The organism is Conyzicola sp. (genome assembly GCF_046714715.1).
Lineage (GTDB): Bacteria > Actinomycetota > Actinomycetes > Actinomycetales > Microbacteriaceae > Conyzicola.
In genome coordinates this window covers 1-22,701 of record NZ_JBKKAD010000062.1, presented here as the reverse complement: position 1 = coordinate 22,701, position 22,701 = coordinate 1, and the positions used below count along the sequence as shown (strand labels likewise).

The 22,701-nt window shown below is 65.2% G+C and carries 25 protein-coding genes and 1 tRNA gene; 12 read left to right on the top strand and 14 right to left on the bottom strand.

Annotated elements, in window-relative coordinates:
* Nucleotides 1–4: 4 nt before the first annotated feature.
* Both ACLQ6X_RS04935 and ACLQ6X_RS04930 read right to left on the bottom strand, forming a co-directional pair.
* Nucleotides 5–850: a 5'-3' exonuclease H3TH domain-containing protein gene (locus tag ACLQ6X_RS04935; protein ID WP_411699058.1), complete on the bottom strand. Its 846-nt coding sequence runs from the start codon at nucleotides 848–850 to the stop codon at nucleotides 5–7.
* A gap of 162 nt (nucleotides 851–1,012) precedes the next feature.
* On the bottom strand, nucleotides 1,013–1,261 hold the full coding sequence (locus ACLQ6X_RS04930) for a hypothetical protein (RefSeq protein WP_411699056.1): 249 nt from the start codon (nucleotides 1,259–1,261) through the stop codon (nucleotides 1,013–1,015).
* Between the two features lie 71 nt (nucleotides 1,262–1,332).
* On the opposite strand from ACLQ6X_RS04930, the gene ACLQ6X_RS04925 reads away from it, so the two are divergent.
* Entirely contained in the window at nucleotides 1,333–1,551 is a 219-nt protein-coding gene (locus ACLQ6X_RS04925; protein ID WP_411699055.1) for a hypothetical protein, read from the top strand.
* Between the two features lie 71 nt (nucleotides 1,552–1,622).
* A complete protein-coding gene (locus tag ACLQ6X_RS04920; RefSeq protein ID WP_411699054.1) occupies nucleotides 1,623–2,336 on the top strand; it encodes a hypothetical protein in 714 nt (237 codons plus the stop codon).
* Here the strand turns inward: ACLQ6X_RS04920 and ACLQ6X_RS04915 are convergent.
* Nucleotides 2,333–2,587 carry a hypothetical protein gene (locus ACLQ6X_RS04915; protein WP_411699053.1) on the bottom strand — a complete coding sequence of 85 codons (255 nt, stop codon included), beginning with the start codon at nucleotides 2,585–2,587 and terminating at the stop codon, nucleotides 2,333–2,335. The genes ACLQ6X_RS04920 and ACLQ6X_RS04915 overlap by 4 nt on opposite strands.
* A 332-nt stretch (nucleotides 2,588–2,919) precedes the next feature.
* Here ACLQ6X_RS04915 and ACLQ6X_RS04910 point away from each other — a divergent pair, with 332 nt between their 5' ends.
* Together ACLQ6X_RS04910 and ACLQ6X_RS04905 are read left to right on the top strand one after the other, a co-directional pair.
* Entirely contained in the window at nucleotides 2,920–3,513 is a 594-nt protein-coding gene (locus ACLQ6X_RS04910; protein WP_411699052.1) for a sulfite oxidase-like oxidoreductase, read from the top strand.
* 65 nt (nucleotides 3,514–3,578) lie between these two features.
* Complete coding sequence (locus ACLQ6X_RS04905) at nucleotides 3,579–4,139, top strand: hypothetical protein (RefSeq protein ID WP_411699051.1); 561 nt, start codon at nucleotides 3,579–3,581, stop codon at nucleotides 4,137–4,139.
* Nucleotides 4,140–4,230: 91 nt separating this feature from the next.
* Here ACLQ6X_RS04905 and ACLQ6X_RS04900 read toward each other — a convergent pair whose 3' ends face one another.
* From ACLQ6X_RS04900 to ACLQ6X_RS04885, 4 genes are all read right to left on the bottom strand, one after another.
* Nucleotides 4,231–4,632 (bottom strand): hypothetical protein, encoded by a 402-nt coding sequence (locus tag ACLQ6X_RS04900; protein ID WP_411699050.1) that lies wholly within the window; start codon nucleotides 4,630–4,632, stop codon nucleotides 4,231–4,233.
* A 26-nt stretch (nucleotides 4,633–4,658) separates the two neighbouring features.
* Nucleotides 4,659–6,461, bottom strand: coding sequence for a hypothetical protein (locus ACLQ6X_RS04895; RefSeq protein ID WP_411699049.1), 1,803 nt, complete (start codon nucleotides 6,459–6,461; stop codon nucleotides 4,659–4,661).
* A gap of 234 nt (nucleotides 6,462–6,695) precedes the next feature.
* Nucleotides 6,696–8,111 carry a dihydrolipoyl dehydrogenase family protein gene (locus tag ACLQ6X_RS04890; RefSeq protein ID WP_411699048.1) on the bottom strand — a complete coding sequence of 472 codons (1,416 nt, stop codon included), beginning with the start codon at nucleotides 8,109–8,111 and terminating at the stop codon, nucleotides 6,696–6,698.
* A gap of 146 nt (nucleotides 8,112–8,257) precedes the next feature.
* Nucleotides 8,258–8,536, bottom strand: a complete 279-nt coding sequence (locus ACLQ6X_RS04885) for a GlsB/YeaQ/YmgE family stress response membrane protein (protein WP_411699047.1) — start codon at nucleotides 8,534–8,536, stop codon at nucleotides 8,258–8,260.
* Between the two features lie 146 nt (nucleotides 8,537–8,682).
* Here ACLQ6X_RS04885 and ACLQ6X_RS04880 point away from each other — a divergent pair, with 146 nt between their 5' ends.
* A complete protein-coding gene (locus ACLQ6X_RS04880; RefSeq protein ID WP_411699046.1) occupies nucleotides 8,683–9,339 on the top strand; it encodes a DNA-binding response regulator in 657 nt (218 codons plus the stop codon).
* An 80-nt stretch (nucleotides 9,340–9,419) separates the two neighbouring features.
* Nucleotides 9,420–9,791, top strand: coding sequence for a nuclear transport factor 2 family protein (locus tag ACLQ6X_RS04875; RefSeq protein ID WP_411699045.1), 372 nt, complete (start codon nucleotides 9,420–9,422; stop codon nucleotides 9,789–9,791).
* 35 nt (nucleotides 9,792–9,826) lie between these two features.
* On the opposite strand, the gene ACLQ6X_RS04870 is transcribed toward ACLQ6X_RS04875, so the two are convergent.
* Nucleotides 9,827–10,618: an ABC transporter permease gene (locus ACLQ6X_RS04870; RefSeq protein ID WP_411699044.1), complete on the bottom strand. Its 792-nt coding sequence runs from the start codon at nucleotides 10,616–10,618 to the stop codon at nucleotides 9,827–9,829.
* On the bottom strand, nucleotides 10,615–11,535 hold the full coding sequence (locus tag ACLQ6X_RS04865) for an ABC transporter ATP-binding protein (protein ID WP_411699043.1): 921 nt from the start codon (nucleotides 11,533–11,535) through the stop codon (nucleotides 10,615–10,617). The genes ACLQ6X_RS04870 and ACLQ6X_RS04865 overlap by 4 nt, the downstream gene beginning before the upstream one ends.
* 340 nt (nucleotides 11,536–11,875) lie before the next feature.
* On the opposite strand from ACLQ6X_RS04865, the gene ACLQ6X_RS04860 reads away from it, so the two are divergent.
* The 3 genes from ACLQ6X_RS04860 to ACLQ6X_RS04850 all read left to right on the top strand — a co-directional run bounded on the left by ACLQ6X_RS04860 (nucleotide 11,876) and on the right by ACLQ6X_RS04850 (nucleotide 14,326).
* The gene (locus tag ACLQ6X_RS04860) at nucleotides 11,876–12,727 is read left to right on the top strand and encodes a CPBP family intramembrane glutamic endopeptidase (RefSeq protein ID WP_411699042.1); all 852 of its coding nucleotides are present in this window, start codon (nucleotides 11,876–11,878) and stop codon (nucleotides 12,725–12,727) included.
* A complete protein-coding gene (locus ACLQ6X_RS04855) occupies nucleotides 12,724–13,563 on the top strand; it encodes a lysostaphin resistance A-like protein (RefSeq protein ID WP_411699041.1) in 840 nt (279 codons plus the stop codon). Before ACLQ6X_RS04860 ends, ACLQ6X_RS04855 begins: the two co-directional genes overlap by 4 nt.
* 154 nt (nucleotides 13,564–13,717) lie before the next feature.
* Nucleotides 13,718–14,326 (top strand): TetR/AcrR family transcriptional regulator, encoded by a 609-nt coding sequence (locus ACLQ6X_RS04850; RefSeq protein WP_411699057.1) that lies wholly within the window; start codon nucleotides 13,718–13,720, stop codon nucleotides 14,324–14,326.
* Nucleotides 14,327–14,598: 272 nt separating this feature from the next.
* Here ACLQ6X_RS04850 and ACLQ6X_RS04845 read toward each other — a convergent pair whose 3' ends face one another.
* On the bottom strand, nucleotides 14,599–14,991 hold the full coding sequence (locus ACLQ6X_RS04845; RefSeq protein ID WP_411699040.1) for a PPOX class F420-dependent oxidoreductase: 393 nt from the start codon (nucleotides 14,989–14,991) through the stop codon (nucleotides 14,599–14,601).
* 196 nt (nucleotides 14,992–15,187) lie between these two features.
* Here ACLQ6X_RS04845 and ACLQ6X_RS04840 point away from each other — a divergent pair, with 196 nt between their 5' ends.
* Complete coding sequence (locus ACLQ6X_RS04840; RefSeq protein WP_411699039.1) at nucleotides 15,188–15,475, top strand: hypothetical protein; 288 nt, start codon at nucleotides 15,188–15,190, stop codon at nucleotides 15,473–15,475.
* A 703-nt stretch (nucleotides 15,476–16,178) separates the two neighbouring features.
* On the opposite strand, the gene ACLQ6X_RS04835 is transcribed toward ACLQ6X_RS04840, so the two are convergent.
* The 4 genes from ACLQ6X_RS04835 to msrB all read right to left on the bottom strand — a co-directional run bounded on the left by ACLQ6X_RS04835 (nucleotide 16,179) and on the right by msrB (nucleotide 17,708).
* Nucleotides 16,179–16,255, bottom strand: a tRNA-Thr gene (locus ACLQ6X_RS04835).
* Between the two features lie 64 nt (nucleotides 16,256–16,319).
* Nucleotides 16,320–16,721 (bottom strand): SRPBCC domain-containing protein, encoded by a 402-nt coding sequence (locus ACLQ6X_RS04830; protein WP_411699038.1) that lies wholly within the window; start codon nucleotides 16,719–16,721, stop codon nucleotides 16,320–16,322.
* Between the two features lie 39 nt (nucleotides 16,722–16,760).
* Complete coding sequence (locus tag ACLQ6X_RS04825) at nucleotides 16,761–17,309, bottom strand: nitroreductase family protein (protein WP_411699037.1); 549 nt, start codon at nucleotides 17,307–17,309, stop codon at nucleotides 16,761–16,763.
* The gene (gene msrB / locus ACLQ6X_RS04820) at nucleotides 17,310–17,708 is read right to left on the bottom strand and encodes a peptide-methionine (R)-S-oxide reductase MsrB (RefSeq protein ID WP_411699036.1); all 399 of its coding nucleotides are present in this window, start codon (nucleotides 17,706–17,708) and stop codon (nucleotides 17,310–17,312) included.
* A gap of 58 nt (nucleotides 17,709–17,766) precedes the next feature.
* On the opposite strand from msrB, the gene ACLQ6X_RS04815 reads away from it, so the two are divergent.
* The gene (locus ACLQ6X_RS04815; RefSeq protein ID WP_411699035.1) at nucleotides 17,767–18,222 is read left to right on the top strand and encodes a GNAT family N-acetyltransferase; all 456 of its coding nucleotides are present in this window, start codon (nucleotides 17,767–17,769) and stop codon (nucleotides 18,220–18,222) included.
* A gap of 178 nt (nucleotides 18,223–18,400) precedes the next feature.
* Entirely contained in the window at nucleotides 18,401–22,612 is a 4,212-nt protein-coding gene (locus ACLQ6X_RS04810; protein WP_411699034.1) for an HtaA domain-containing protein, read from the top strand.
* Nucleotides 22,613–22,701 lie beyond the last annotated feature (89 nt).

Genomic DNA, 22,701 nt, shown 5'->3' with positions numbered 1-22,701 from the left:
CCGACTACCCGTGGAGCGCGACCGCCGGTTGCGGGGTGATCGCGGTGATGCGGCCGGCGTGGTCGGCGTGGTCGAGGTTGCGCGCGACCTCGACGACCTTGGTCGCCACCGCTAGGTAGTCGCTGGCGGCATTCACTTTCGAGCGCACGGCGGCGCCGAGCGGGATTTTCGGGTCGGCGGCAGCGGCAATGATCCCGTCGAGGCTGCCGAACTCGGTGAGCAATGCGACGGCGGTCTTCTCTCCGATACCCGCGACGCCGGGAAGGCCATCGGACGGGTCGCCGCGCAGCACCGCGAAGTCGACGTACTGCCGCGGGGTCACCCCGTACTTTTTCTCCACCGCACCGTCGGTGAGCAGGTCGAGGTTCGACATGCCCCGCCCCGTGTAGATCACTCGCACATCGTGGGCGTCATCGACCAGCTGAATCAGGTCGCGATCGCCGGTGACGATGTCGACGGGAATTCTCGAGCGGCTGGCCAAGGTGCCGATGACGTCGTCGGCCTCGTAGTCGGCCATGCCGACCACGGGGATGCCCAACTGGGCAAGAACTTCGCGAATGACCGGCACCTGCGGCGCGAGCAGGTCGGGCAATTCCTCGACCGAACCGGCGTCGGTCTCGCGGGCGACACGATGGGCCTTGTACGACGGGATCAGGTCGACCCGCCACTGCGGTCGCCAGTCGTCGTCCCAGCACGCGACGATCTCGGTCGGCTCAAACTCGCCCACGAATTTGGCGATCATGTCGAGCAGGCCGCGCACCGCATTCACGGGGGAGCCGTCGGGTGCGCGCACCGTGTCGGGCACACCGTGAAACGCACGGAAGTAGAGCGCGGCGGTATCGAGCAACATTCTGCGGTGATCGGTCACGGGGGAAGTGTGGCACGTTCGCGGCCCGAGGGGACAGGGGCATCCGCTACTTTTGCGCGTCTAGCTAAGGAGCTCGGTGGGTATCCGACTGAGCTTCGCCGCGATCACATCCACTGCGATCGCCACTCCCATCCGGTTCTGAAGCTACTCCGCAAGACGGGCTGCGGCTGCCTCAACTCCGCGGGTCATCAGCGAGCTGACGGCGCCGTCGACATACGCGTCGTACTCGTCGCGAGGCCAGTCGGCCTCTCCGCCAATTCCGGCCGGATCCAACTCCCACGCGATGTCTCGAACCTCAGCGCGCAGCTTGTCCAACCGTCCGCCATCCATCCGTCCAGTATGAACTTCTGACACGGCGAGCGCGGTGATCAGTTTGCCGACGATCGTCGCCAACGCCCCCCCATGCTTTACTTCTTCCGACGGGAGGCGCCAACGCGTCGTTCTGGTAACAACCTGGAGGTCGCGTGTTCTTGAGGAGCGGCAAGTCGACCGACGGATGGGCGCTCATCGGTTTCGGCGTGTTCGCCTGCATCTTCTCTGCCATCGGCCTGTCCGGCGGCTTCGGGCTTGCGCCCGGCGGTCGCGCAGGAACACTGATCTTCTTGGGCATTCCGCTCGGCATCGCCGCCATTATCGCTGGCGTTTTGAGCCTGAACCGCGACGGACGGCGCCCTGAGAACTGACGCATGCGTGCACGCGCTGTTCACGAGCATGGGTCTTTCACGTGGTCGTGCGCAGTCGATACTCTGACCGCATGACGACTGTCGACCTTCCAAGCCAGGGCGTGGAGGTCACTCGTCCTCCATCAATTTCTCCTAGGTGGGCCGCCGTCGCGGGTGTACTGATGCTCGGCTCCGCGGCGCTGCAGATGACCGCCTCTCTGCAACGGTGGGTGTGGTTCCGCGACGACCGCTCCCCCCGGGACCCCTCGGCCGAGGACCATCTCTACGATTACGCGTACCCCGCCGATCCGTGGGTTCCTATCGGCAATGCCGCAGAACTGTACGGGCTCGGCTATCTCCTGCTCGCTCTGGCCGTTCTGGCGGCGGCTGCAGCCGTGGCCGTCCACACCGGCATCGTGGCAGGGCTGCTCGCAGCCATCGTCGCCGGATCCTTCGCCCTCGACGGCGTCCACGCCGTATTGTCCGGCGTATCTGGAGTCCCTTCGCCCGTTCAGGACTGGATCAGCCTGCAATGGTCCATCAGCGCGATCGGATGTCTGTGCCTGATCGGACTTGCCATTCTCTGGGCACGCGTCTCGCGCGCGGCCGCGGTGAGCAGCCTGCTCCTTCTCGGCAACACCGTCCCGGGATACCTGATCGCGACGTTCGCAACTGCTCCAGCAATTGCCGGCTACCAGTCGCACGATACGACTCCGTGGACGGAGACCGTGGTCGCGATTTCCGCGGCAGCGGCCGGGATCACGATGCTGGCCGCGGCGTGGAGCGCAGGCCCGCGTCGAACTTAGACCGAACGGTGACTACCAATCAGACGTGCGAGGGTGAGGGCGAGACCGACGAAAAGCGCGGCGATGCCGCACACAACTGCCGCCTTCTCGAAAGACGTCATAGCCGTAATTCTTAGGTACAGCGCCGAATCGATCTCGCCATGGAGCGCATCAAACATGGAGTATCGGGTGAAGTAGCTCAGCGCGGCTGTCAGCGCTGCAGCGAAGCCTGCGCCAATCAGAAGTGCCGAGATAGCGGTCAGATTACGCAATGAGTACCCCTTGTCGATGACTCTTTCTCGACACAGTAACCAACCGGGGATCGTCTAGTAAGGCCGCTGCGGAATGCCGTTGATGTAGTCGACGGAGGTTTGAGCGACAGCCATGCTGGACGAGAACCGGGACAACTCGACGGATGAGGTTGAAAAGACGCGGTCGTCTGGATGTCATGCTGAGTCCCCGTATCGTGTGCGCCATCGTTCCGTTTGTTCGCTCGGGTTCGGGTCACCCGTAAAGCTCTTGGTCGCGATGCAACGTCGGTCAACGGCGGGACGCCACAAAAACGGCTCGACGGGTACCCTGTGACCAATCAGAGGAGATAGCCATGGCGGTCATATCACGTGGATTCGGCGGACGGCAGCGCGACGCCAACCCGGACCTTCCTCCGGGGCAGTTCCTCACCGAAGACTTTCCCGTGCTGTCTGCTGGTCCGACCCCCAGAGTCGATACGGCTGAATGGGACTTCTCCATAAACTCCGAAACCGGCAAGAAGCACAGCTGGTCGTGGGACGAGTTCCTCGCATTGCCCTCTGAGGACGTTTCCACGGACATCCACTGCGTCACTCGATGGTCGAAACTGGGAACCTCGTGGCGCGGAGTCTCTCTCGACACTCTTTTCGAAGAAGTCGAATCCGTACACGACTTCGTGATGGCGCATTCGTACGGCGGCTACACGACCAACATCCCGTTAGAAGACCTGCTCGACGGGCAAGCCTGGATCGCGTATGAGTTCGAGGGCGAGCCCTTGGAAGCCGAGCACGGTGGTCCGGCACGACTCCTTATTCCGCACCTCTATTTCTGGAAGAGCGCCAAATGGATCCGCGGCCTCGTCATGCAATCGCAGGATGATCCCGGGTTCTGGGAGCAGAACGGGTACCACATCTACGGCGACCCGTGGCGGGAAGAGCGGTACTCCTAAAGCCGGCTCCGGAGCGCGGGTGCCGGTAGAGTACGTGATTATTGATCGCCATAAGGGGTGCGCCAGTGATCGTTGAAGAACAAGCTTTCCTGACAGCCCTCGCCGGCGTTTCCGCCACCTTGATAGGTGCGTTTCTCGTCGGTGTCTTCTTCTACATCGACTCCGAACAGCACCGGCATCTCACTGCGTCCGCGGCCGCGGACCGCTATCTGCGCGCTGGCGTGCAGTGGATATTCATTGCGTTCGCGGTGCCCCTCTTCGTGTCGCTAGCCCTGGTGTCGATGAACACCCTGGTCGGCGCAATCGTCTTTATTGTCTTCAGCCTCATTTTGATCGCGTCGACCCTCGACACGGGGCGGAGCATGGTGGTGAGGGGAGGCTCCGGCGGTTCGTGGATCCTGCTGGTAAACCACTGGTTCAGCACCGCCGCTGTAATCGCGCTCGTGATCCTGCCGTGGATCATCGACGGGTGGCAGCCATCTCCCGAGGCTTACGTCCCCTCCATGCTGCTCGCACTGACCGCGGGGTTCACCAGCACCGCTGCCCTCGTTATGGCGCAGTTCGATGCGACCATCGGAATGTCGGACGAGGTCGACAAGGTTCCTGACGAACCCGCCACAAGCTGAACCAGCGCCTCGATTCGGGACTGCTTGAGTGAGTGCAACAGCGGGTGCGGTTATCGCATACTGCTGCGGTGCGTCGGAGTCGAGTTGCGTTTCACCGTGGGCGCCAATTCAACTGGCGATCGCGTTCTTCCAACATGGACTTCGGCCACTGACCGATGAACTCAGATGTCTCTCTAGTGTCATCTCCTGCATGTTCTATGAAGGAAACGCAGACAGCGTTGTTCACCGCGTAGTTGCCGCTCGTCAGTGCCGAGTCGACGAACGCCAACAACCTGTCCAAGACATCTCGGTGTTGACCATGGAACGATTGCGTCGCAAATCTGCGCAACGCGGACATCAAGGGGTGCAGAAGGAGGTCGCCCTCGAAGTAGGGATCTTCGTCTTCGATGACGCAGGCGGTTTCGGGTACTGCCGCTAATAGGCATTCGACAAAATTGACGTAGGTGATTCGGTCGATACTTGGAGTGGCCCTGCCCTCAAACGGAATGTCCATGTGGCTCCATGGAAGTAAAGCTCCGACTATGCCGCGTCGTCGGTGAAGTCGGAAAGAACATCTGGCTCGAGACCGTTATCACTGAAATATTTCAGAGCACGCTCGATGGTTTCGATCTTCTGCTTCAGTTCTTTCAGCGCGGGTGACGAAGCATCTGAGAACTCATCGAGCCGCTCGTGCTCACGCCGAACCTCGATCTCCGTCTCAGCCAGCATCTTCCAAACATCCGGATCCGGGTCGAGATGTTGGCGTTGGCGAAGGATCGTCGCAGCCAGCCGACGTTCTACGACGGCTTCGAGGGTTTCTGCCGTGGTTCCGGGGCTAGCGAGTCCGAACGCGATTCCGCCGCCGCCGGCGGTTACGAGGCTGCCAGCAGTCAGGAGGCCTCCGATCATTCCTCCGGGTCCAAAGCTCGCCAGTGCGCTTGTTATCACTGCCGCGCCGGCAAGCCCCGGTGCCGCCGCGAGCGCTAGACCTCCGGTTGCGACCACGATTGCCGCAGCGCCGACACCCATCGCGCCCAACTTGACCCAGTTGACTCCGCGGGCACCGCTCAGAGCTTCCTGCGCGATCTTTCCGGCGGCGATAGCGTCGGCGCCAAACTGGCTTCCGAGTCCCATTTCGGCAGAAAGGTCCTTCATAGCCGCCTGAAGGTCGTCCTTCGGAATAGTGATTTCGAACGGCCGTATGACGTTTTCGGCTGCGAGTACCGTGAACAACGCGACCGCTTCGTCCTTCTCAAAGTAACTGCTCGGAGACGGCTCGGGCACGACCGCGTGCGGATCGGAGAAGTCGAACGCAAGTCGTGCGACTGCCGAAGGCATCGCTCGGTTCTCAAGGGCATTCCGCGCCCGGATGCCATCGACTACTGTCGCCTGCACCTGCCGGAGCGCGCCAGCGTACCGATCCTGTATCTCACCTTTTAGCTGCGAACTAACGAGGTGGGCGTAGCGCAACGCCAGCAACACGATGCGTTCTTCATAGTCGGTGGGTATATCAACACCTCTGTCGATGCGGTGGAGTTCTTTCGAACTGGAACCGAAGAGGGCAAAACCGATGGCAGCGGCGACCGCCTCGTCCGCAAGGTACTCCACTGCATCATGAACATGGATTCCGAACTTCGTGCGCACTCGGAAGTCGATGATCCAGGGAAAAACGGACGAAACGCCTCGATGAGCCGCCACGGGATCGAGTTCGTTCCAGAAGTTCACCCACCACCCAAGGTTCCTCGGCGGTTCCTTCAGGGTGTCCCGCAGTTTGTCGACTGCGAAGCTGCCGTGCGCTAACGGGCTGCCAATCGTCACCATCCCGACGACTTCGAGGTTGGTGGGCAATCGGCGTAGAAGGTCGGCGGCGATCACCGATCCGAGGCTGTGGCCGACGATCACGAGCCGGCCTGAGTCGGGCAGCGTTCGAAGTATGCGGGTCAGGACTTGTGCGCGAATCTGCTGGTTCTTCAGGTAGTTACGCGCTTGCGCGAAATTCGGGAGGGCGGCCGAAGCGTCGACGACAGCGTCCCCACCTGGCCAGCCCTTGCCGAGATCATGACGACCCAATCTGAACTCGATGGCTGCTGTGCGGCGCTCGAAATCTCGACGGTTCTTCTTCGCCGCGTCCCGGGCAGGGTCCTTAATCGTCACGCCGGGCATCAGGTCATTGTCATCCGAACCGATCAAGGCGTGAGCATACTTGGGCGCGATCACCTGTGCGGTTTCGAGAGCGGGGTAGCCAAGATCCGCCAGGCTTGTTCCCAATCGGCTCAATCCGATCCCGTTGAGATCGCCGCTCCCAACGCCGTGAAGGAACAACAGGATGGGTTTGTCAGACAAAGTAACTCCGTTTCGCGCCGCGCGTTGGCGTTCCACGGCGTCGGACCAACGATAGCGATTATTGCTCGATAGTTAGATCTATTAGGCCGAGTTCGTTCAGATCTGGATAGGTCACTCAAGCACGCCGCCGACAGACGAGTTAATGTTGCCGAGCAGCATGGTCGGGAGGCTGATGTTTTGCTTCCGTGGAATCACCAGGCGGGCGCCGCCCTGCTCCGAGAGTCAGTTTTCCGCTCAGGCCAGGGCGGCGTCGGGCTTCGGGCTCTGCGCCAGAGCGCGCGCCGCCTTGCCGATAACGACGCTGTAGGTCGGGTAGGCGAATCGCACGTTCGCCAGGGTCGTCACGTCGATGCCCGCGGCCATCGCGGTGGTCACCGATTGGATCACCTCGACGGCGTTCTCCCCGACGGCGTGGGCGCCGAGGATGAGCTCGCGCCGCCGGTCGGCGATGAGCTTGAGGAAACCGGTCTCGCGGTCGTCGATTACGGCGCGGTCGACCTCGCCGTAAGGCACCGTCGCTACGACGCACTGGGGGTCGCGTTCACGCGCCTCGGCCTCGGTGAGGCCGACACCGGCGTAGTCGGGATCGGTGAACCCGCCCGCGGGGAGAAGGTGGTGGGGTGTGCGCCGGTTGGCGCCGAGCACCGCGTTCTCCGCAGCCGCTTCGCCCTCGAACTGCGCGGCCTGCACGAGCATGTCGCGCCCGTTCGCGTCGCCCACGGCGAAGATGTGCGGCACTACGGTGCGGAAGTACTGGTCTGCCGGGATCGATGACCGCTCGATCTGGAGGCCGGCCCGCTCGAGGCCCAGGCCATTGACGTCGGCGGGCCATCCGGTCGCCATGATGACGACGTCGAACGGGTCGGCGTGCAGACCGTCGGCGTCGCGCCAGGTCAGGGTGATCGACCCGTCGTCGCGTTTCTCGAGCGAATCGACGCCCTCGATGCCGACGTGTACCCGCACGCCCTGCGCGGTGAACGACGACGCGACGAGCTCGGATATCGAGGCATCCGACGTGGTCAGGATGCGGGGAGCCACGTCGAGCAGCGTCACCTCCGACCCGAAGGAGGCCAGTACGGTGACGAGCTGCGCTCCGGTGTTGCCTCCGCCGATTACTGCCGCGCGGCGGGGGAGGGCGGGGAGGCCGAGGATGTCTTCGGGCACTGTCGCGAGCTCGGCCCCGGGTACGGGCAGCCGGCGCGAATGTCCGCCGACGCAGATGAGGATGGAATCGGCGCTGACACGTCGGCCGCTGTCGAGCACGAGAACGCTGTCGCTCTCGAACTGTGCGCGACCCTCCTGCACGAGGTCGATGCCCGCCGCCGCGAACTTGGCGGCCTCGCGCTTGATCGAGCGCACCTTCTCGACACGCTCTTCGACGCGCTCGACGACGCGCGCCCAGTCGATGATCGGCTCGCCCACCTCGATGCCGTAGGCGTTCGCGGTTCGGGTCTCGCGCATCATGCGGGCCGTCTTGGCGAGCACGCGAGTGGGCACGCAGCCGGTGTTGACGCAGGTGCCGCCGAGGCGGCCGGCCTCGAGTACAACGACCCGCGCACCCAGCTCTGCCGCACGCAGGGCCGCGGCGGTGCCCGCCGGACCCGCGCCGATCACGGCGACGTCATAGTGGTCGGGCGCATCCTGCTGCATCTTGCTCTCCTCTGAGACTGCGGTACGGCGGCGACTGCGGTACTGCAGCGACTGCGGTACTGCGGCCACGATATCGCGGCAGAGAAGATTGCAGGCGGCGGAAACCCCGCCCGGTGCTGAACCAGCACCGGACGGGCCACGACCGACTAGCGCCGAGCGGCGCCGCGGCCCGCGAAGCGCACGTAGAGGAACAGCACGATGATCGCGCCGATGATCGATCCGATGATGCCTGCGGGCTGGAAGAAGCCGTCCATCGCGTCGCGCTGGAAGATCAGGAAGCCGAGGAAGCCACCGACGAACGACCCGATGATGCCGAGCAGGATGGTCATCGGGATGCTGATGTTCTGATGTCCCGGGATAACCAGACGGGCGACAGCGCCGGCGATGAGGCCGACGATGATGAGGCTGATGATGAGACCGAGCATGATGGGTCATCCTTTCTTCTGCACACCGAAGTGTGCGTAATGGTCCGACGGATGTCGACCCGAGAGCAATTCAGCCAGACCTGCTCAATCGCCGGTACACCCCAAAGGGTGTAGTCGTGTCGTGCTATTGGGCGTATCGTCAAGGCATGGCCGAGCCCCTCACCGTCGCGCTGGTCGACGACTACGACGTCGTGCTCGCGGGCCTAGCCCACATGTTCGACCACTATCGCCACCGGGTCGTGGTCGCGGAGATCGATGCGAACTTCGACCTCAAGGACACCGTCGACATCGTGCTGTACGACTCCTTCGCGCAACCCGAGTCGGATCACGACGAGATCGCAGCTCTCGTGCGCAGCCCGCGTGCCTCCCATGTAGTCGTCTACACCTGGAACTTCCACCCGTCGCTCGTCGCCCAAGCCCTCGAGCAGGGTGTTCGCGGCTACCTGTCGAAGTCGCTCACGGCCCGCGAACTCGTCGCGGCGCTGGAAGCAGTCCGCGACGGCGAGGTCGTGGTGAGCGACCCTCCCCGCCGGGCCGGCAACGCCCCCGGCATCGAATGGCCGGGCCGTCACGAGGGCATCACCGACCGGGAGGCGGAGATCCTCGCGCTGATCACCCAGGGCAAGAGCAACGCCGAGGTCGCGGCGCTCACCTACCTGAGCCCGAACACGGTGAAGCTCTACATCCGCAACGTCTACGCCAAGATCGGTGCCACCTCGCGCACTCAGGCCGTGCTCTGGGGCGTCAACCACGGATTCACGCCCGACCACCACCGCATCGACCACTGGCTCGGCGGCCCCTGATTCGGCCAACTTCGATACAGAAACCGCCAATCCCAGCTTGACCGCCGCGAGCGGGCGCATCCGTCTGCCACGGTTGACGCATGCGCCGAACCGAAGAACTCAACCACGCCGTCGACGTCTACTTTCGCGGCATCTACAACTGCGATGTCACGCTGCTGAACGAGGTGTTCCACCCCGCGAGCTCGCTCTTCGACGTCGATGAAGGGGTGGTGACCGTCGACCCCTACCCGGTCTGGCGCGAGGTGGTCGCGAACCGTACGTCGCCGGTATCCACCGGTCACGAACGCACGGAAGAGGTACTCAACATCGATTGGCTTTCGGATGCCGCGGCTATCGTTCGCCTACGGCTGCGCGCCATCGACAGCATCTTCGTCGATCAGCTCTCGTTCGTCGACGGTGCGGACGGATGGCAGATCGTCGCGAAAGTGTGGCACCTGGAGTCGACGCTCTAGGGTGTTTTGGCGAGCCGATCATCCGGCCCGTCGTTTCACACGTCGCGTTTCTCCGTCGTCAGCAGGGCGATCCCGAACCACACCACAGTCCACACCAGCACCGCGACGACGGATGCGCCGTAGGGAAGCTGGCCGGGGGCGTCCACCAGCGCGGTCAGCGAGCCGGACGCCGGCCCGGGGAACGTGCTCGCAAAGAACTGCACCGGGGTGAGCGGCAGGATGTTGAACACGCCGGGCACCACATACAGGAAGCCGAAGGTGCCCGCGATCGCGCCGATACTCGAGCGCAAGACGAGGGCGATGGCGAGGCTGATGACGGCGGCGGAAGTCTGGAACAGCGCCGTTCCCAGAAGGGCAGCGACCACGCCGGGGTCCGCGAGGCCGACCGGTGCGGACGTGGGGACGATGAGGGACGCAATACCGAGACCCGAGAACAGCACGATGAGGCTGACGGCCGCCGAGATCGCAGCGACGACCACGGCTTTCGCGACGACGACCGGCCATCTTCTCGGGATCGCGGCCATGGTCGTGGTGATTGTGCGCGTCTCGTATTCGTTCGTTCCCACGAGGGCACCGAGGAGCGTGAATAGCACCAGCGTCTCGAAGATGGACGAGGTAACCGAGCCCAGTACGACGTCGACTTCGTCGAAGCGCCGGGGGGATGCCGGCGACTGGGTCAGGGCCCAGATCGCGATGGCGAGAAGCGGTACGACCACGGCGAGCGCGATCACCCACCGGATCGAGCGCTGACCTCGGAGTTTCACCCACTCGCCGCGGATCACGCGAGGCAGCGTCACGCGGTATTCGGTCGTCTCCGTGCCGGTCACTGGGTGGCTCCTTGCGTGCTCGGTGTGTACTCGACGTCGTTTTTCGTCAGCTCGAGGAAGGCGTCTTCGAGAGACCCGTGGTGTGCGACGAGTTCGTGCAGCACCGTCGCGGTCGCCGCGGCCAGTTCGCCGACTCGTTCGACGGCTATACGTGTGAACGACAGGGAGCCGTCGTCGTTGGTCACGGCTTCTCCGCCTTCCTTCCTAATGGCGTCGATCAGCGCCTGAGGCTGGGGAGCGCGGACGTCGACCGTCGAGCGGGTGAATCTGTTGATGACGTCGTCGATGGGCGCGTCGGTGATGAGCCGTCCCCGACCCATCACGATGAGGTGATCCGCGGTCTGAGCCATCTCGGCCATGAGGTGGCTCGAGACGAGCACGGTCGTGCCCTGTTCTGCGAGCGATCGAACCAGCTGCCTCACCCAGAGCACCCCTTCGGGGTCGAGGCCATTGACCGGTTCGTCGAGCATCAGAGCACGCGGGCGTCCGAGCAGCGCGGTCGCTATGCCAAGACGTTGTCCCATACCGAGCGAGAAGGACCCCAGCCGTTTGTCGGCGACGGAGGTGAGTCCGACGAGAGCCAGCACCTCGTCGATGCGGGAGTCGGGGATCCCGTTGGAGACGGCCAGCGCCTGAAGGTGGTTTCGTGCCGTGCGGCCTTTGTGCACGGCATGAGCGTCGAGCATGGCACCGAGGGTGTGCATCGGAGTGGGAGAGTCACGAAACGGCCGGCCGTCGACAGTAATCCGGCCGGACGTCGGATGGTCGAGGCCGAGCACCATGCGCATCGTCGTCGATTTTCCCGCCCCGTTCGGGCCGAGAAGGCCGGTGACGACACCGGGCTTCAGGGCGAATGACACATCGTCGACCGCGACCTTGTCGTCGTAGCGTTTCGTGACGTTGAGCAGTTCGATCATCTAGTTCCCTTTGCGGTTACGGGAGGCATTTGCGGTCGGCGGTGGGATAGTCGTGTGCGTCGATCAGGATGCGTGTGCAGACGGGAACCGTGGCGGTCTTGTTCAACCAACGTGATTCGGGAAGCAGTGTAGGTCCCGCCGGGGACTGCGGTTCCGCGGGTGAGGTGAGCCTGGTCTACGTGGAACGGGTAAGCACTGGTGTAACGACCAATATTCATACTGCGACAGCACATGCCGATTCGTGCATGATTTTCTGGTCATTGATTTTTTCTTCGTTCGCGCAATAAGGTGCGTTTGTGTCGCGACGCCGAGAGCTCGACCAAATGCAGATGGGGAGTCGATGACCGAGTTGCGAGCGACGGGTTGGCAGAAATTCTGGGCAGAGGGCCGCTGGTGGAAAGCCGCCCTCGTGGTGGTCTTGTACCTCGCCCTGTATCGCCTCGCCGGTTTCATTCTCGGCGCTCTCTTCGGCGATTTCGTCGACAAGGATAATATCTTCGCGAACCCGGCCAGCGTGTTCTTCGGCATCGGGGCTCCGATCGTCGTCGGCGCTGCGCTGCTCGTGATCTTCGTGGCATCCGTCGGCTGGGTGCGTCCCATTTTCTCCCGGCAGCCCGTTCCGGGCCGGTGGTGGATGTGGATTTTCGTGGTGCTGGTAATCGTGCCGATCGTGCTGCGATTTGCCGGCATCGATTACGCCGAATACGGTGTCGCGGTGGTCGCGACGTCGCTGTTCGTCGGACTCTTCATCGGGTTCACCGAAGAGTTGCTATATCGCGGCATCGTCGTGAAAATCCTCCGTGACGGCGGTCACCGCGAGTGGACGGTCGCCGTTCTGTCATCGCTGATCTTCGCCCTGTCGCACCTTCTCAACCTGCTATCCGGGCAAGCCGTCCTCGTCGTCCTCGTGACCGTCGTGTTCACGTTCGGCTTCGGGCTGATGATGTACCTGGTCATGCGCGCCACCGGCAACATCGTCTGGGCGATGCTGATTCACGCCCTCACCGACCCGACCACGTTCTTGGCTGCGGGCGGTGTCGACGCGAGCAACGGCGCCGCACATAGTCCGATTCTCGACGTCGCGGCTCCGTTCAACTACCTGTTCGTGCTCGCCGCCCTGATTGCGCTGATCTTCATCCGCGGGCGCGTCACCGCCCGCGCGAACCTACCCGTTGCGTCTGAGGCGTTGTGACCACTCTCGAAACCGGTGGCCGCCCGCGCAACGTATGGGTCGCTCTCGGGGTCGTAGCTGTCTACATACTGTTCGCGGCAGGGCTCGGTAATTTAGTCGGCGCTCTGGCCGACGAGGACGACGCCGTTGCACAGTTCGCCCTCGGCCACCTCATCCCGTTGCCCCTGGCCATCGGCTTCCTGCTCCTGTTTCTCCGCTGGTCGGGGTGGGGCGCCGACGTGTGGCGGGAGCAGCCCACACCCACGCTGACTCCTCGCCGCTGGTGGCTGGTGTTCATCCCCGTGCTCGCGCTCCTCCTCCCGATCAGTCAGCTCGGCGAGGTTCCGTGGGCCTCCCGTTCCGCCGGATTCATCGCCCTAATAGCGTTGGGAACGCTGATGGTCGGATTGGGCGAAGAACTCGCCATCCGCGGCATCCTGCTCACCGCTGTCCGCGCGCGACACCGCGAAATCGTCGCGCTGCTCACCACCGCTGTCGTCTTCGGGGCGGCCCACATCCCGGGAAGCCTTATCAGCGGCGTGCCCATCGCAGTAATCGCCGTTCAGTTCACGGCGCTCACCGCCGTCGGCGTCACGTACTACTGGGTGCGCCGCGTCACGGGACGCCTCTGGATCGGCATCCTGCTCCACGCCGCCACCGACTGGGTGCTCTACCTCGGCGACGACACACCCACCGTCTCCATCGGCAACGACCACGAGATGACGGGTAGCTCATGGTTCGCAGCCACCGTGCAGTTCTTGCTGTGGATCGCCATCGCCCTCAGCGTCATCAGCGTCATTCGCGAAGACCGTCGTAACAAGAAGCCGGCCACCGCGCTACAGCCGGCCGTCGGGTAGCGCCCGCCCGGTAGCAACAAACGTCCCGTGTCGCAACGGGCCCTGCGCGATGCGGGCGCGTCGAGGGGGCCACCTGTACCTTTGCACTTTGCTGAATATCAGCAAGAGGTGACCGTAGGTTGAAAACCCACCAGACAGGAGCCTCGACGTGGCTATGCATTCCCGGCCCGCCCCGCCCGCGAACCCTTCGGGCGCGGTGCGCGAAAGGGTGCTCGAAGTCGCCGACTACATGTTCTACACGGGTGGCATCCACCAGACCACGATCGATGCGATCGCGTTTCAAGCCGACGTGTCCACCCGCGCGTTCGCTCGGGCGTTCGCGTCCAAAGAAGACCTGATCGTGGCCTACATCACGCGGCGGCACGAGAGCGACGTCGCCCTGTTTTCGACGATCGCCGCGACCGAGCTTTCCCATCAGCTCGTGCTCAACATGGTGCTGTCCGAGGTCATCGTCGACGTCGCCAGCCCCGGTTTCCACGGGTGCGCGTTCATCAACGCGGCTATCGAATGCCGGGACTATGTAGCCGTGCAGGCGGCCGTAAAACAACACCGGGAGTGGTACACCGGGGCGGCCACCGAAGTTCTGCGCCGAGCCGGCCACAACTATCCGGCCGACGCCGCCGACGACGTGCTTCTCGCCCGCGACGGCGCCATGAATAGCGGATATGGCGGCGATCCCACGGCGGCGACAGCAGCATTGCGCCGCGCGATCGACAGGGTTCTGGCGGAGATTCCGAACCCGACGTCGTCGTTCTCTATTTAGGGCGGCCCGTCGCGTCGCCACTATTGGAGGAATATCTTGGCCAGTCACCCGGGAGACCGCACTGCCGCGTGGGCCCAGATCGGTCTGGCGGTCTTCACCGAAGCCGTGGCGGTGTGGGCGTTGGTGGTCGTTCCCGGAGGCACGAGTCCCAGAGGCCTACCGATGTGGGTGATCGGTGCGCTGCTTGTGCCATTCGGTATCTGGGTCGCCGTTCGGGCGATCAAAACCCTACGTCGAACGACCTGACCCGTTGAGGTCCGACAGCTGGCGGGTCAGCCCTGGCCGCTGATGCTGGTGGCCTTGATCGTCAGGATGACACGCTGCTGGTCACGCCCGCCGTACCAGGGGTAGGGCCGGCCGGTGTACTTCTGCGACATCGCCTCGATGCTTTCCGCGCCGCCCTCGGTCGCCATGCTGATGACTTCGCCGCGCACCTGGATGTACCGGAACGGGTTCTCGGGATCCTGGATCGCCACAGCCACGCGAGGGTCGCGTTCGATGTTGCGCACCTTGACGTACCCGACCACCGAGTTGATAAGGACGTGCTCGCCGTCCGTGTCGACCCAGGTCTCGGTCACCTGCGGGGAGCCGTCGGCCATGATCGTGGACAGGAAGCAGGGGCTTGGCTTGCGAAGCAGGTCGAGCAGGGCAGCGGGAAGGGGCACCGGCCCATTGTCCTATGGAGTGGACGCGGCGTCAGACAACGCGGGCACTGATGGACCCGGCCATTTCTCATTTTTGTCAGCCGCGCGGCTCAGAGCAGCTGCACCCGATCCCGTGAGTTTCGAGCGGCGGGGATCGCCCGTCGCGCTACTCGAATGGGGGGACGCGCACGAGTCGCACCCGGCGATACGGTCGGGCGTGGAAGATTTCGTGTGGACCAATGAGCGCATCCTCTTTTTCTGGATCGCAGCTCTGTTCGTGCCGCTGTTCTTCACGATCGGCATCATCAGCTCCATGCGTTGGGCAGGCCGACAGTGGCGCCAGTTCCGGAACAACCGCGGCGCCCGGAAACTCAACGCGAAGTATTCCACCATGGCGCACGCCAACAGACCCTTGCCGTTCATCCCGCCGACCGCCCCGTTCCCCCTGCGGACCGAGGACGGCCCACGCGACTGGAGGCCCACACCGCTGCGGCCGGAAGCCTGATTGCCGTCCGTGAAGCACCCCCTTACGCTGCGCGGATGGACGATGCCGATCTGGCGACGCCGCGGTGCCGGGAGTGTTTGACCGCCCTGAGGTAGCCGGCATGATGCAACACCCCTACTGGTGGTGCCCGTCCTGCAAAGACGCCCGGTTGTCATAGCGGCTCTCGTCCGATACCTCGAGGACAAGCCGGAATTGCGATATCGCATCGATCGATGGGCGCCTGATCCGGCCGACCGCCGGCTGTTCGAATAAGTAGTAAAACGTGCGGAACTTCGGGTCCCTAGCAGCTCATCATGTTGGGGTCGTATCCCTCGCCGGGCACGTATTCATCGCTTGACGTCGTGCACCAATGGATGTCGCCATTCACCAGGGCGGTAACGAAATTCCACTGGATGAGAACGCCTATGGCCAAAAGTGCGACGAACGCGACAATGCCGATTCGGACTGCTAGCCGACGTTGCGACCCCGACGGAAAGCTCATGGCCGTCATGCTACTTGCTCGGTGCACGAGCACCTATCGTGCCGGTGCGATCAGAAGTTGACGCTGTAGCGGCTATCTGCGGTTCGGCGGGGATTGCGGGAGGACTTCTGAGAAGGCCTTCTGGCTTCTTGCGCCCGTTCTGACAACGTGGGGCTAATCGTCCCGAGCGCAGCGCCTGCCGAAAGACGGGCTCCAAAAAGCGCCAAATCTTTGGCCCTTTTTTGGAGCCCCCTGTCGGATTCGAACCGACGACCCCCGCTTTACAAGAGCGGTGCTCTGGCCAACTGAGCTAAGGGGGCGACGCGCCGAGAATTGGCACACGTCAATGTTACTGGGCGGTGGCGCCCCGGTCGGCACCGTGGGTCAGGCTAGGTCGTCGACCACTCGCTCGAGCACCGCGGTCCAGTGCTCGAGCATGCGGGCGCGCTCCTCGGCCGAGGCGAGGCGGTCCTGGTGGAACCCGATTGTCGTTCCCGTCGCCGCCTGCATCAGCGTCACCTGCAGGGTGGTGTCGTGGTCCCAGTCGTCCGGCTGCCAGGTGAGCCGCAGCCGCAGCTGGTCGGTGCGGCTGCGGATCTCGCCGCTCACGCCCTCCGCGGTGCGGTAGGTGTCGCCCTTGTGCAGTCCGAGCGTCGTGTTGCCGAGCCAGGTGGGCAGCCCGTCGACCACGAAGTACTCCCAGACCTCGTCCAGCGGGGCGGCGACGGTGCGCCGCACCCCGAGCTCCCAGCCGGCGTCTTTTGTGAGTCCCGTTGTGTCGTTCATGCAGACAGTAATAGTGCTACTTCGCGGTAGGCACCAGAGTCAGCTCAGTTCCGACAGGTAGCGCCCGATCTCGAGCCGCTTGCGCTTGTCGCTCTTGGTGCGGTCGGGCAGCCCGCCCACGTAGAGCCAGCCGAGCAGCTGCTCGTTCGGTGCGAGCTCGTGCATGCGGTGCACCGGCTCGCTGCGGGTGAAGTTGCCGCTGCGCCAGAACACGCCCCAGCCCGCCTCGTCGAGAAGCAGGCTGAGCATGTGCGCGACCCCGGATGCCACGGCCTCCTGCTCCCACGCGGGCACCTTGAAACTCGGCTTGTGCACGAACACCACGGCGATCAGCAACGACGCACGCAGCGGTTTCGACGCGGCCTTCTCGGCGTCTTTGCCCTGGGCGCCGGTCGCCTCGGCGAACGCGGCACCGAGCCGCAGGCGGGCGTCGCCGCGCAGCTCGATGAGCCGCCACGGCTTCAGCCCGGAGTGGTCTGCGACCGTCGCTGCTGCCTCGACGAGAGGCAGCAGCTGCAGCCGACTGGGGGCGTCGGCGGTCACCTTCGAGTGTGACTGCCGACGCAGTACCGCGTCGAGTGCCGTCACTTACTCTTCCTTGAAGCCGAGCGACAGCGAGTTCATGCAGTACCGGTCGCCGGTCGGGGTCTGGTACGCGTCGTCGAACAGGTGGCCGAGGTGTGAGTCGCAGGTGGCGCAACGGATCTCGGTGCGTGTCATCCCGAGGCTCTTGTCGACGACCAGGGTGACGGCCTCCGGGTTGATGGACTCATAAAAACTGGGCCATCCGCTGCCCGACTCGAACTTGGCGCCGCTCTTGAAGAGTTCCGCTCCGCAGGCTCCACAGGTGTAGACGCCGTCGCGCTTCTCGTCGAGCAGGGCGCCCGAGAAGGGGCGCTCGGTTCCGGCCTCGCGAAGGATCTTGTACTGCACGGGTCCGAGCTCGGCGAGCCACTCTTCCTCGGTCTTGACGATCTTGGTGGTCATGTCTGTTCTCCTTTTGAAGAGGGGAAGAGTTGTCTTCCTCTCTATTAAACTCGGGCCCATGTCAGATTGTTCCATCGTCGTTAAGCAGTGGGGCGAACTCACAACCTCAGACCTCTATTCGTTGCTCAAGCTGCGCACCGACGTCTTCCTCGTCGAGCAGAAGGTCGACGAGGAGGAACTCGACAATCGCGACCAGACCGCGGTGCACGTCTATATTGCGGATGCGATCGGTACAGCCGCGTACCTGCGTGTGCTTTTCGACGAATCGCCGGAACACCTCGACGCCCACCGCGTGGTAGGCCGCGTCGTCGTGCGGCCCGATCGGCGCGGCGAGGGACTCGCGCAGCTTCTGCTGAACCGGGTCGTAAGCCTCTATGGCGGCGAGGCCCTGCTGCTGCATGCTCAGCAGTATGTCGCTCCGCTCTACGCAAAAGCCGGCTTCGAGGCCTTCGGTGAACCCTACGACGAGGCCGGGATCGCCCACATCTCGATGTACCGGGCGGGCGTCAGCTGACGGGTTATTAGGCTGCCCTAACAAAATTTTGACAAGCGGAACGCGGACGCAATAGGGTCATCAAGTAAGCCTAGCCTTAGCTAACTTGTTCGTCCTTCCCGGCTCCGGTCTCCTCTCGCCCGCACGGCCTCGTGCTGCGTTGTGGTGCCCGGTGCGACCCCTTGGAGCACACGCCACCGTGAACACAGTCACCTCACGCCTCAGCAGATGGGTGGCCGGCTTCATCGCCGTGGCACTCATCTCAGGCGGCAGCCTCATCGCCACGACCCCCGCATCGGCGGCGCCCGCCACCATCACCGGCGGGAGCCTGGACTGGGGGATCGCAGCCGACTACCGCGCCGTGTTCGCGACCCGCGGTGTCGCCGGCGGCGCAACGCAGACCGCGGCTGACACCTTCAGCTTCCCCGCCGCTACGACGTCGACGTACGACCCGGCGAGGAAGAGCGGCACGCTCGCCTTCACGGGCAACGCGCGCATCGGCTACATGGCCGGATTCCCCCAGACGCCTGGTGTGGTCGCGGGCAACTACTTCTACCTCTCCAACCCGGTCGTGACGATCAACGGTTCCACCGGGACCTTGTCGGGCGTCACCGCGGGCGATTCGCACAAGACGAACCCCGAGCTGCCGACGGCGATGCAGGCCGTGCGCACGGTCGCGAACCTCGACTTTTCGGCGGTGACGCCGACGGTCAATGCGGAGGGAACGCTCATCACGTTCACCGCCGTTCCCGCGACGATCACCGAAGCGGGCACCTCTGTGCTCGCGACCTTCGTCAGCGCAACCGACAGCGCCGCCGGCAAGCGAGTCGCAGGCTCGGCGCTAGACCCGGTCACGATCCAGCTCGCCGTGGCTGCGCCCGTTGCGCCGGCCGTCGCCACCACGACCACGGTCATGGCCCCCGCCACGGCCACCCTCAACAGCGCGGTGCCGCTTTCCGCTCGGGTGACCCCCGCGGGCGCCGCCGGATCCGTCGAGTTCTTCGACGGCGCGACATCCCTCGCGACCGCACCCGTCGCATCCGGAACCGCTTCAACCTCGGTCACCTTCGCGGCCGCGGGCGCGCACCCGATCACCGCCGTCTTCACCCCCACCGACCTGGCCGCCTTCACCGCGTCGACGTCGGCCGCCTCGACCGTCACCGTGAACGCGACGCCGGTCGTTACGACGCCCACCCTGTCCGTCTCGAAGACGAACGGACTGAACCCGGCCGGCGAGACCGTCACCGTCACCGGAAGCAACTACGAGGCCACAGCCGCCAACAAGTACGGGGCTGGCAACGCCGGTTTCTACGCCCAGATCGGCTGGCTCGACTCGAGCTGGCGTCCCTCGGCCGGAGCCGCGTCGTCTGCGCGGTCAAACGCCTATTCCGCCTGGGTGAAGGAATCGGCGCCGTCCGTTCCGTATCTGGCGTGGACCGACAACGGCGACGGAACGGCGAACTTCAGCTGGACCGTGACCATCGACAAGGCCACCCTCGACGCGAAGTCCCGGGCCGGTGCGACCCTCGCGGTCTTCACCGTGGGCGCCGGCGGCGTCACCCAAGCGGCCAACGAGGCGGCCGTGCCGATCACGTTCCAGGGCTCGCCCAGCCTGTCCGTCTCAAAGACCACTGGCATCAACCCGGCCGGTGAATCCGTCACTGTAACCGGAACGAACTACCAGGCCACTGCAGCGAACCTCTACGGCGCAGGCAAGGCCGGGTTCTACGCGCAGGTCGGCTGGATCGACTCGACCTGGCGGCCCTCGGCTGGCGCGGTGTCGGCCAACCGCTCGAACGCGTACTCCGCGTGGGTCAAGGAATCGGCGCCGACGGCTCCGTACCTCGCGTGGACCGACAACGGCGACGGCACGGCTGACTTCAGCTGGACCGTCACCATCACCAAGGCCACCCTCGACGCGAAGACCCGCGCCGGCGCGACCCTCGCCGTGTTCACCATCGGCGCAGGCGGTGTCGTGCAGTCGGCGAACGAACTCGCCGTGCCGATCACCTTCGCGACCGCACCGGCCGCGACATCGCTCAGCCTCACCGCGGCCCCGTCGACCGTGACGGCGGGCGCGGCCACCGCCTTGACAGCGAAGGTCGCGCCGGTCGCTGCCGGAACCGTCACCTTCACCTCGGGTGGCGCGACGGTCGGCGTCGTGCCGGTCACCGCCGACGGCACCGCCACCCAGGTCACCCCGCCGCTCGCTGCGGGTACGACCAGCTACACCGCGACCTTTGCGCCGACCGACCCGCTGGCCTTCGCGGGTTCGGCGGTCACCGTCTCGGTGACCGCCACCGCGCCGGCGCCGTCGACCGCCAGCCTCGACTGGGGTGTGAAGAAGTCGTTCCGCGACTACATCGTCAGCCCGATCGCGAACGGAACGATCACCACGAACGGCGTCACCGACATCGGCGGCGTCTACAGCTTCCCCTCCGCAAGCGGCGGCAGCTACGACGCGTCCACCGGTATCGGCAGCGTGCTCTACACGGGCTCGGTGCACTTCACCGGTCATGCCGGCGTGCTCGACATCGACTTCAGCAACCCGAGCATCCGCGTCGCGAGTGCGACGGCGGGCACCCTCTCGGTGAGTGTCGACGGGGGAGACCCGGTGGTCATCGCGAACCTCGACCTCGGCTCGGCCACCACGAGCTCGACCGCCACGTCGACGAGCTTCGCCGGTGCACCCGCGACGGTCACCGCGGCCGGCGCGACCGCGTTCGGCGGCTTCTACAGCGCGGGCACGTCGCTCGACCCGGTGAGCTTCACCATCGACACGACGGTGCCGGCCGACCCCAACGCGCCGACCGAGCCGGAGAATCCCGTTCCGCCCATCGTCGTGCCGCCCGCTCTCGCTCCCGTAGCCACCCCCGCCAGCCTCGCGGCGGGCTCGCTCACCTGGGGAGTGAAGCAGTCGTTCCGCGACTACGTGACCGGCTCGATCGCCAAGGGAGCTGTGACCACGTCCGGCGTCGCGTCATCCGGAAGCTCCTATACCTTCGGTCAGGCCGCCGGCGGCACCTTCGACCGTGCGAGCGGTGTCGGCTCGTCGAACTACAGCGGCTCGGTGCGCTTCACCGGCCACGCCGGCCTGCTCGACATCACCCTCGGCAACCCGGTCGTGCGCGTCGACAGCGCCGCCTCGGGCACGCTGCTCGTGAGCGTCAACGGCGGCGCCTCCACCCCGTTCGCGACGCTCGACCTCGCGGCCGGATCGCGCTCGACGCCCGGCAACGCCGTCAGCTACTCGGGCGTGCCCGCCTCGCTCACGTCGCAGGGTGCCGCGGTGTTCTCCCTCAACGGATCCGGGTTCTACTCGACGGGCACCCCACTCGACGCGGTGAGCTTCGTGATCGGCGCGCCCAACGTCGTCAGTAACACGGTCGGCGCCACCGTCGCCTCGTTCAAGGCGCCGAACACGGCGGCCCCGACCCCGCCGGCGACGACGGGCATCGAGGTCGCGCAGGGCACGACGCTCACGGCCGGCGACGAGGTCACCATCACCGCCGGCGGATTCCGCCCGAACGAGACCGGCATCCTGGTCGTCATCTACTCGACGCCGGCGGTGCTCGACACGAGCGCGACAGCGGATGCGAGGGGTGTCGTGACCTGGACGGGTCGCCTCCCAGCCGGGCTGAGCGGAGTGCACACGCTCACGCTGCAAGGATCGGTCGACCGCGGCGTCGAGTTGACGATCGCGGCCGCGGAACTCGCCGCGACGGTCGCCGGCTGCGTCGTGGACGACGCCACTCTCACGTGGGGCTTCAAGGAGTCGTTCCGCGCCTACATCAGCGGCTCGATCGCCAACGGCGAGTGGACCGTGGCCGACGGCGCCACCTACGCGGTTCCCGACTTCGGGTTCAGCGCGGGCACCGGCGGTTACGACGCCGAGTCGGGCGAGGGGCTGCTGGCCTTCGCAGGTTCGATCGCCTTCACCGGACATTCCGGGGTTCTGAACACCACGGTCGCCAACCCACAGATCAGGTTTGTCGACGAGTCATCCGCTCTGCTGCTGCTCGATGTCTCGGGCACCACGCAAGACGGCGCCGTGGTCGACAACAAGGCCGTGGAGTTCGCCGAGCTCGACCTCACGGGCGTGCTCGAGAACGACGGAGGCGCCGTGACCATCACTGCCGCTCCCGCCATCCTCACCGATGCGGGCGCCGCGGCGTTCGGCACCTACCCGGCCGGCGAGGCCCTCGACCCCGTGACGATCGCCTTCACGACCGCGGCCGACTGCGCCGTGCCCGTCGAGGAGGCTGCGCCGGCCGCCACCACAGCCGACGTCGACACGGTCTCCGACGAGAACCCGATCGACTACGGCTGGGTCGTCTGGCTGATCGCCGCGCTGCTGGTCATCGCGGCAGCCGTCGTGGTCGTCGTGGTGCTGCGCCGCCGCAAGGCATAACCGGTGCGCTCAGGCGCCGCCCCCCCCCCCGGGGGGGGGGGGGGGGGGGCCGTGGGCCGGTTTGGGGGGGGGGGGGCCGCCGGGGGGTT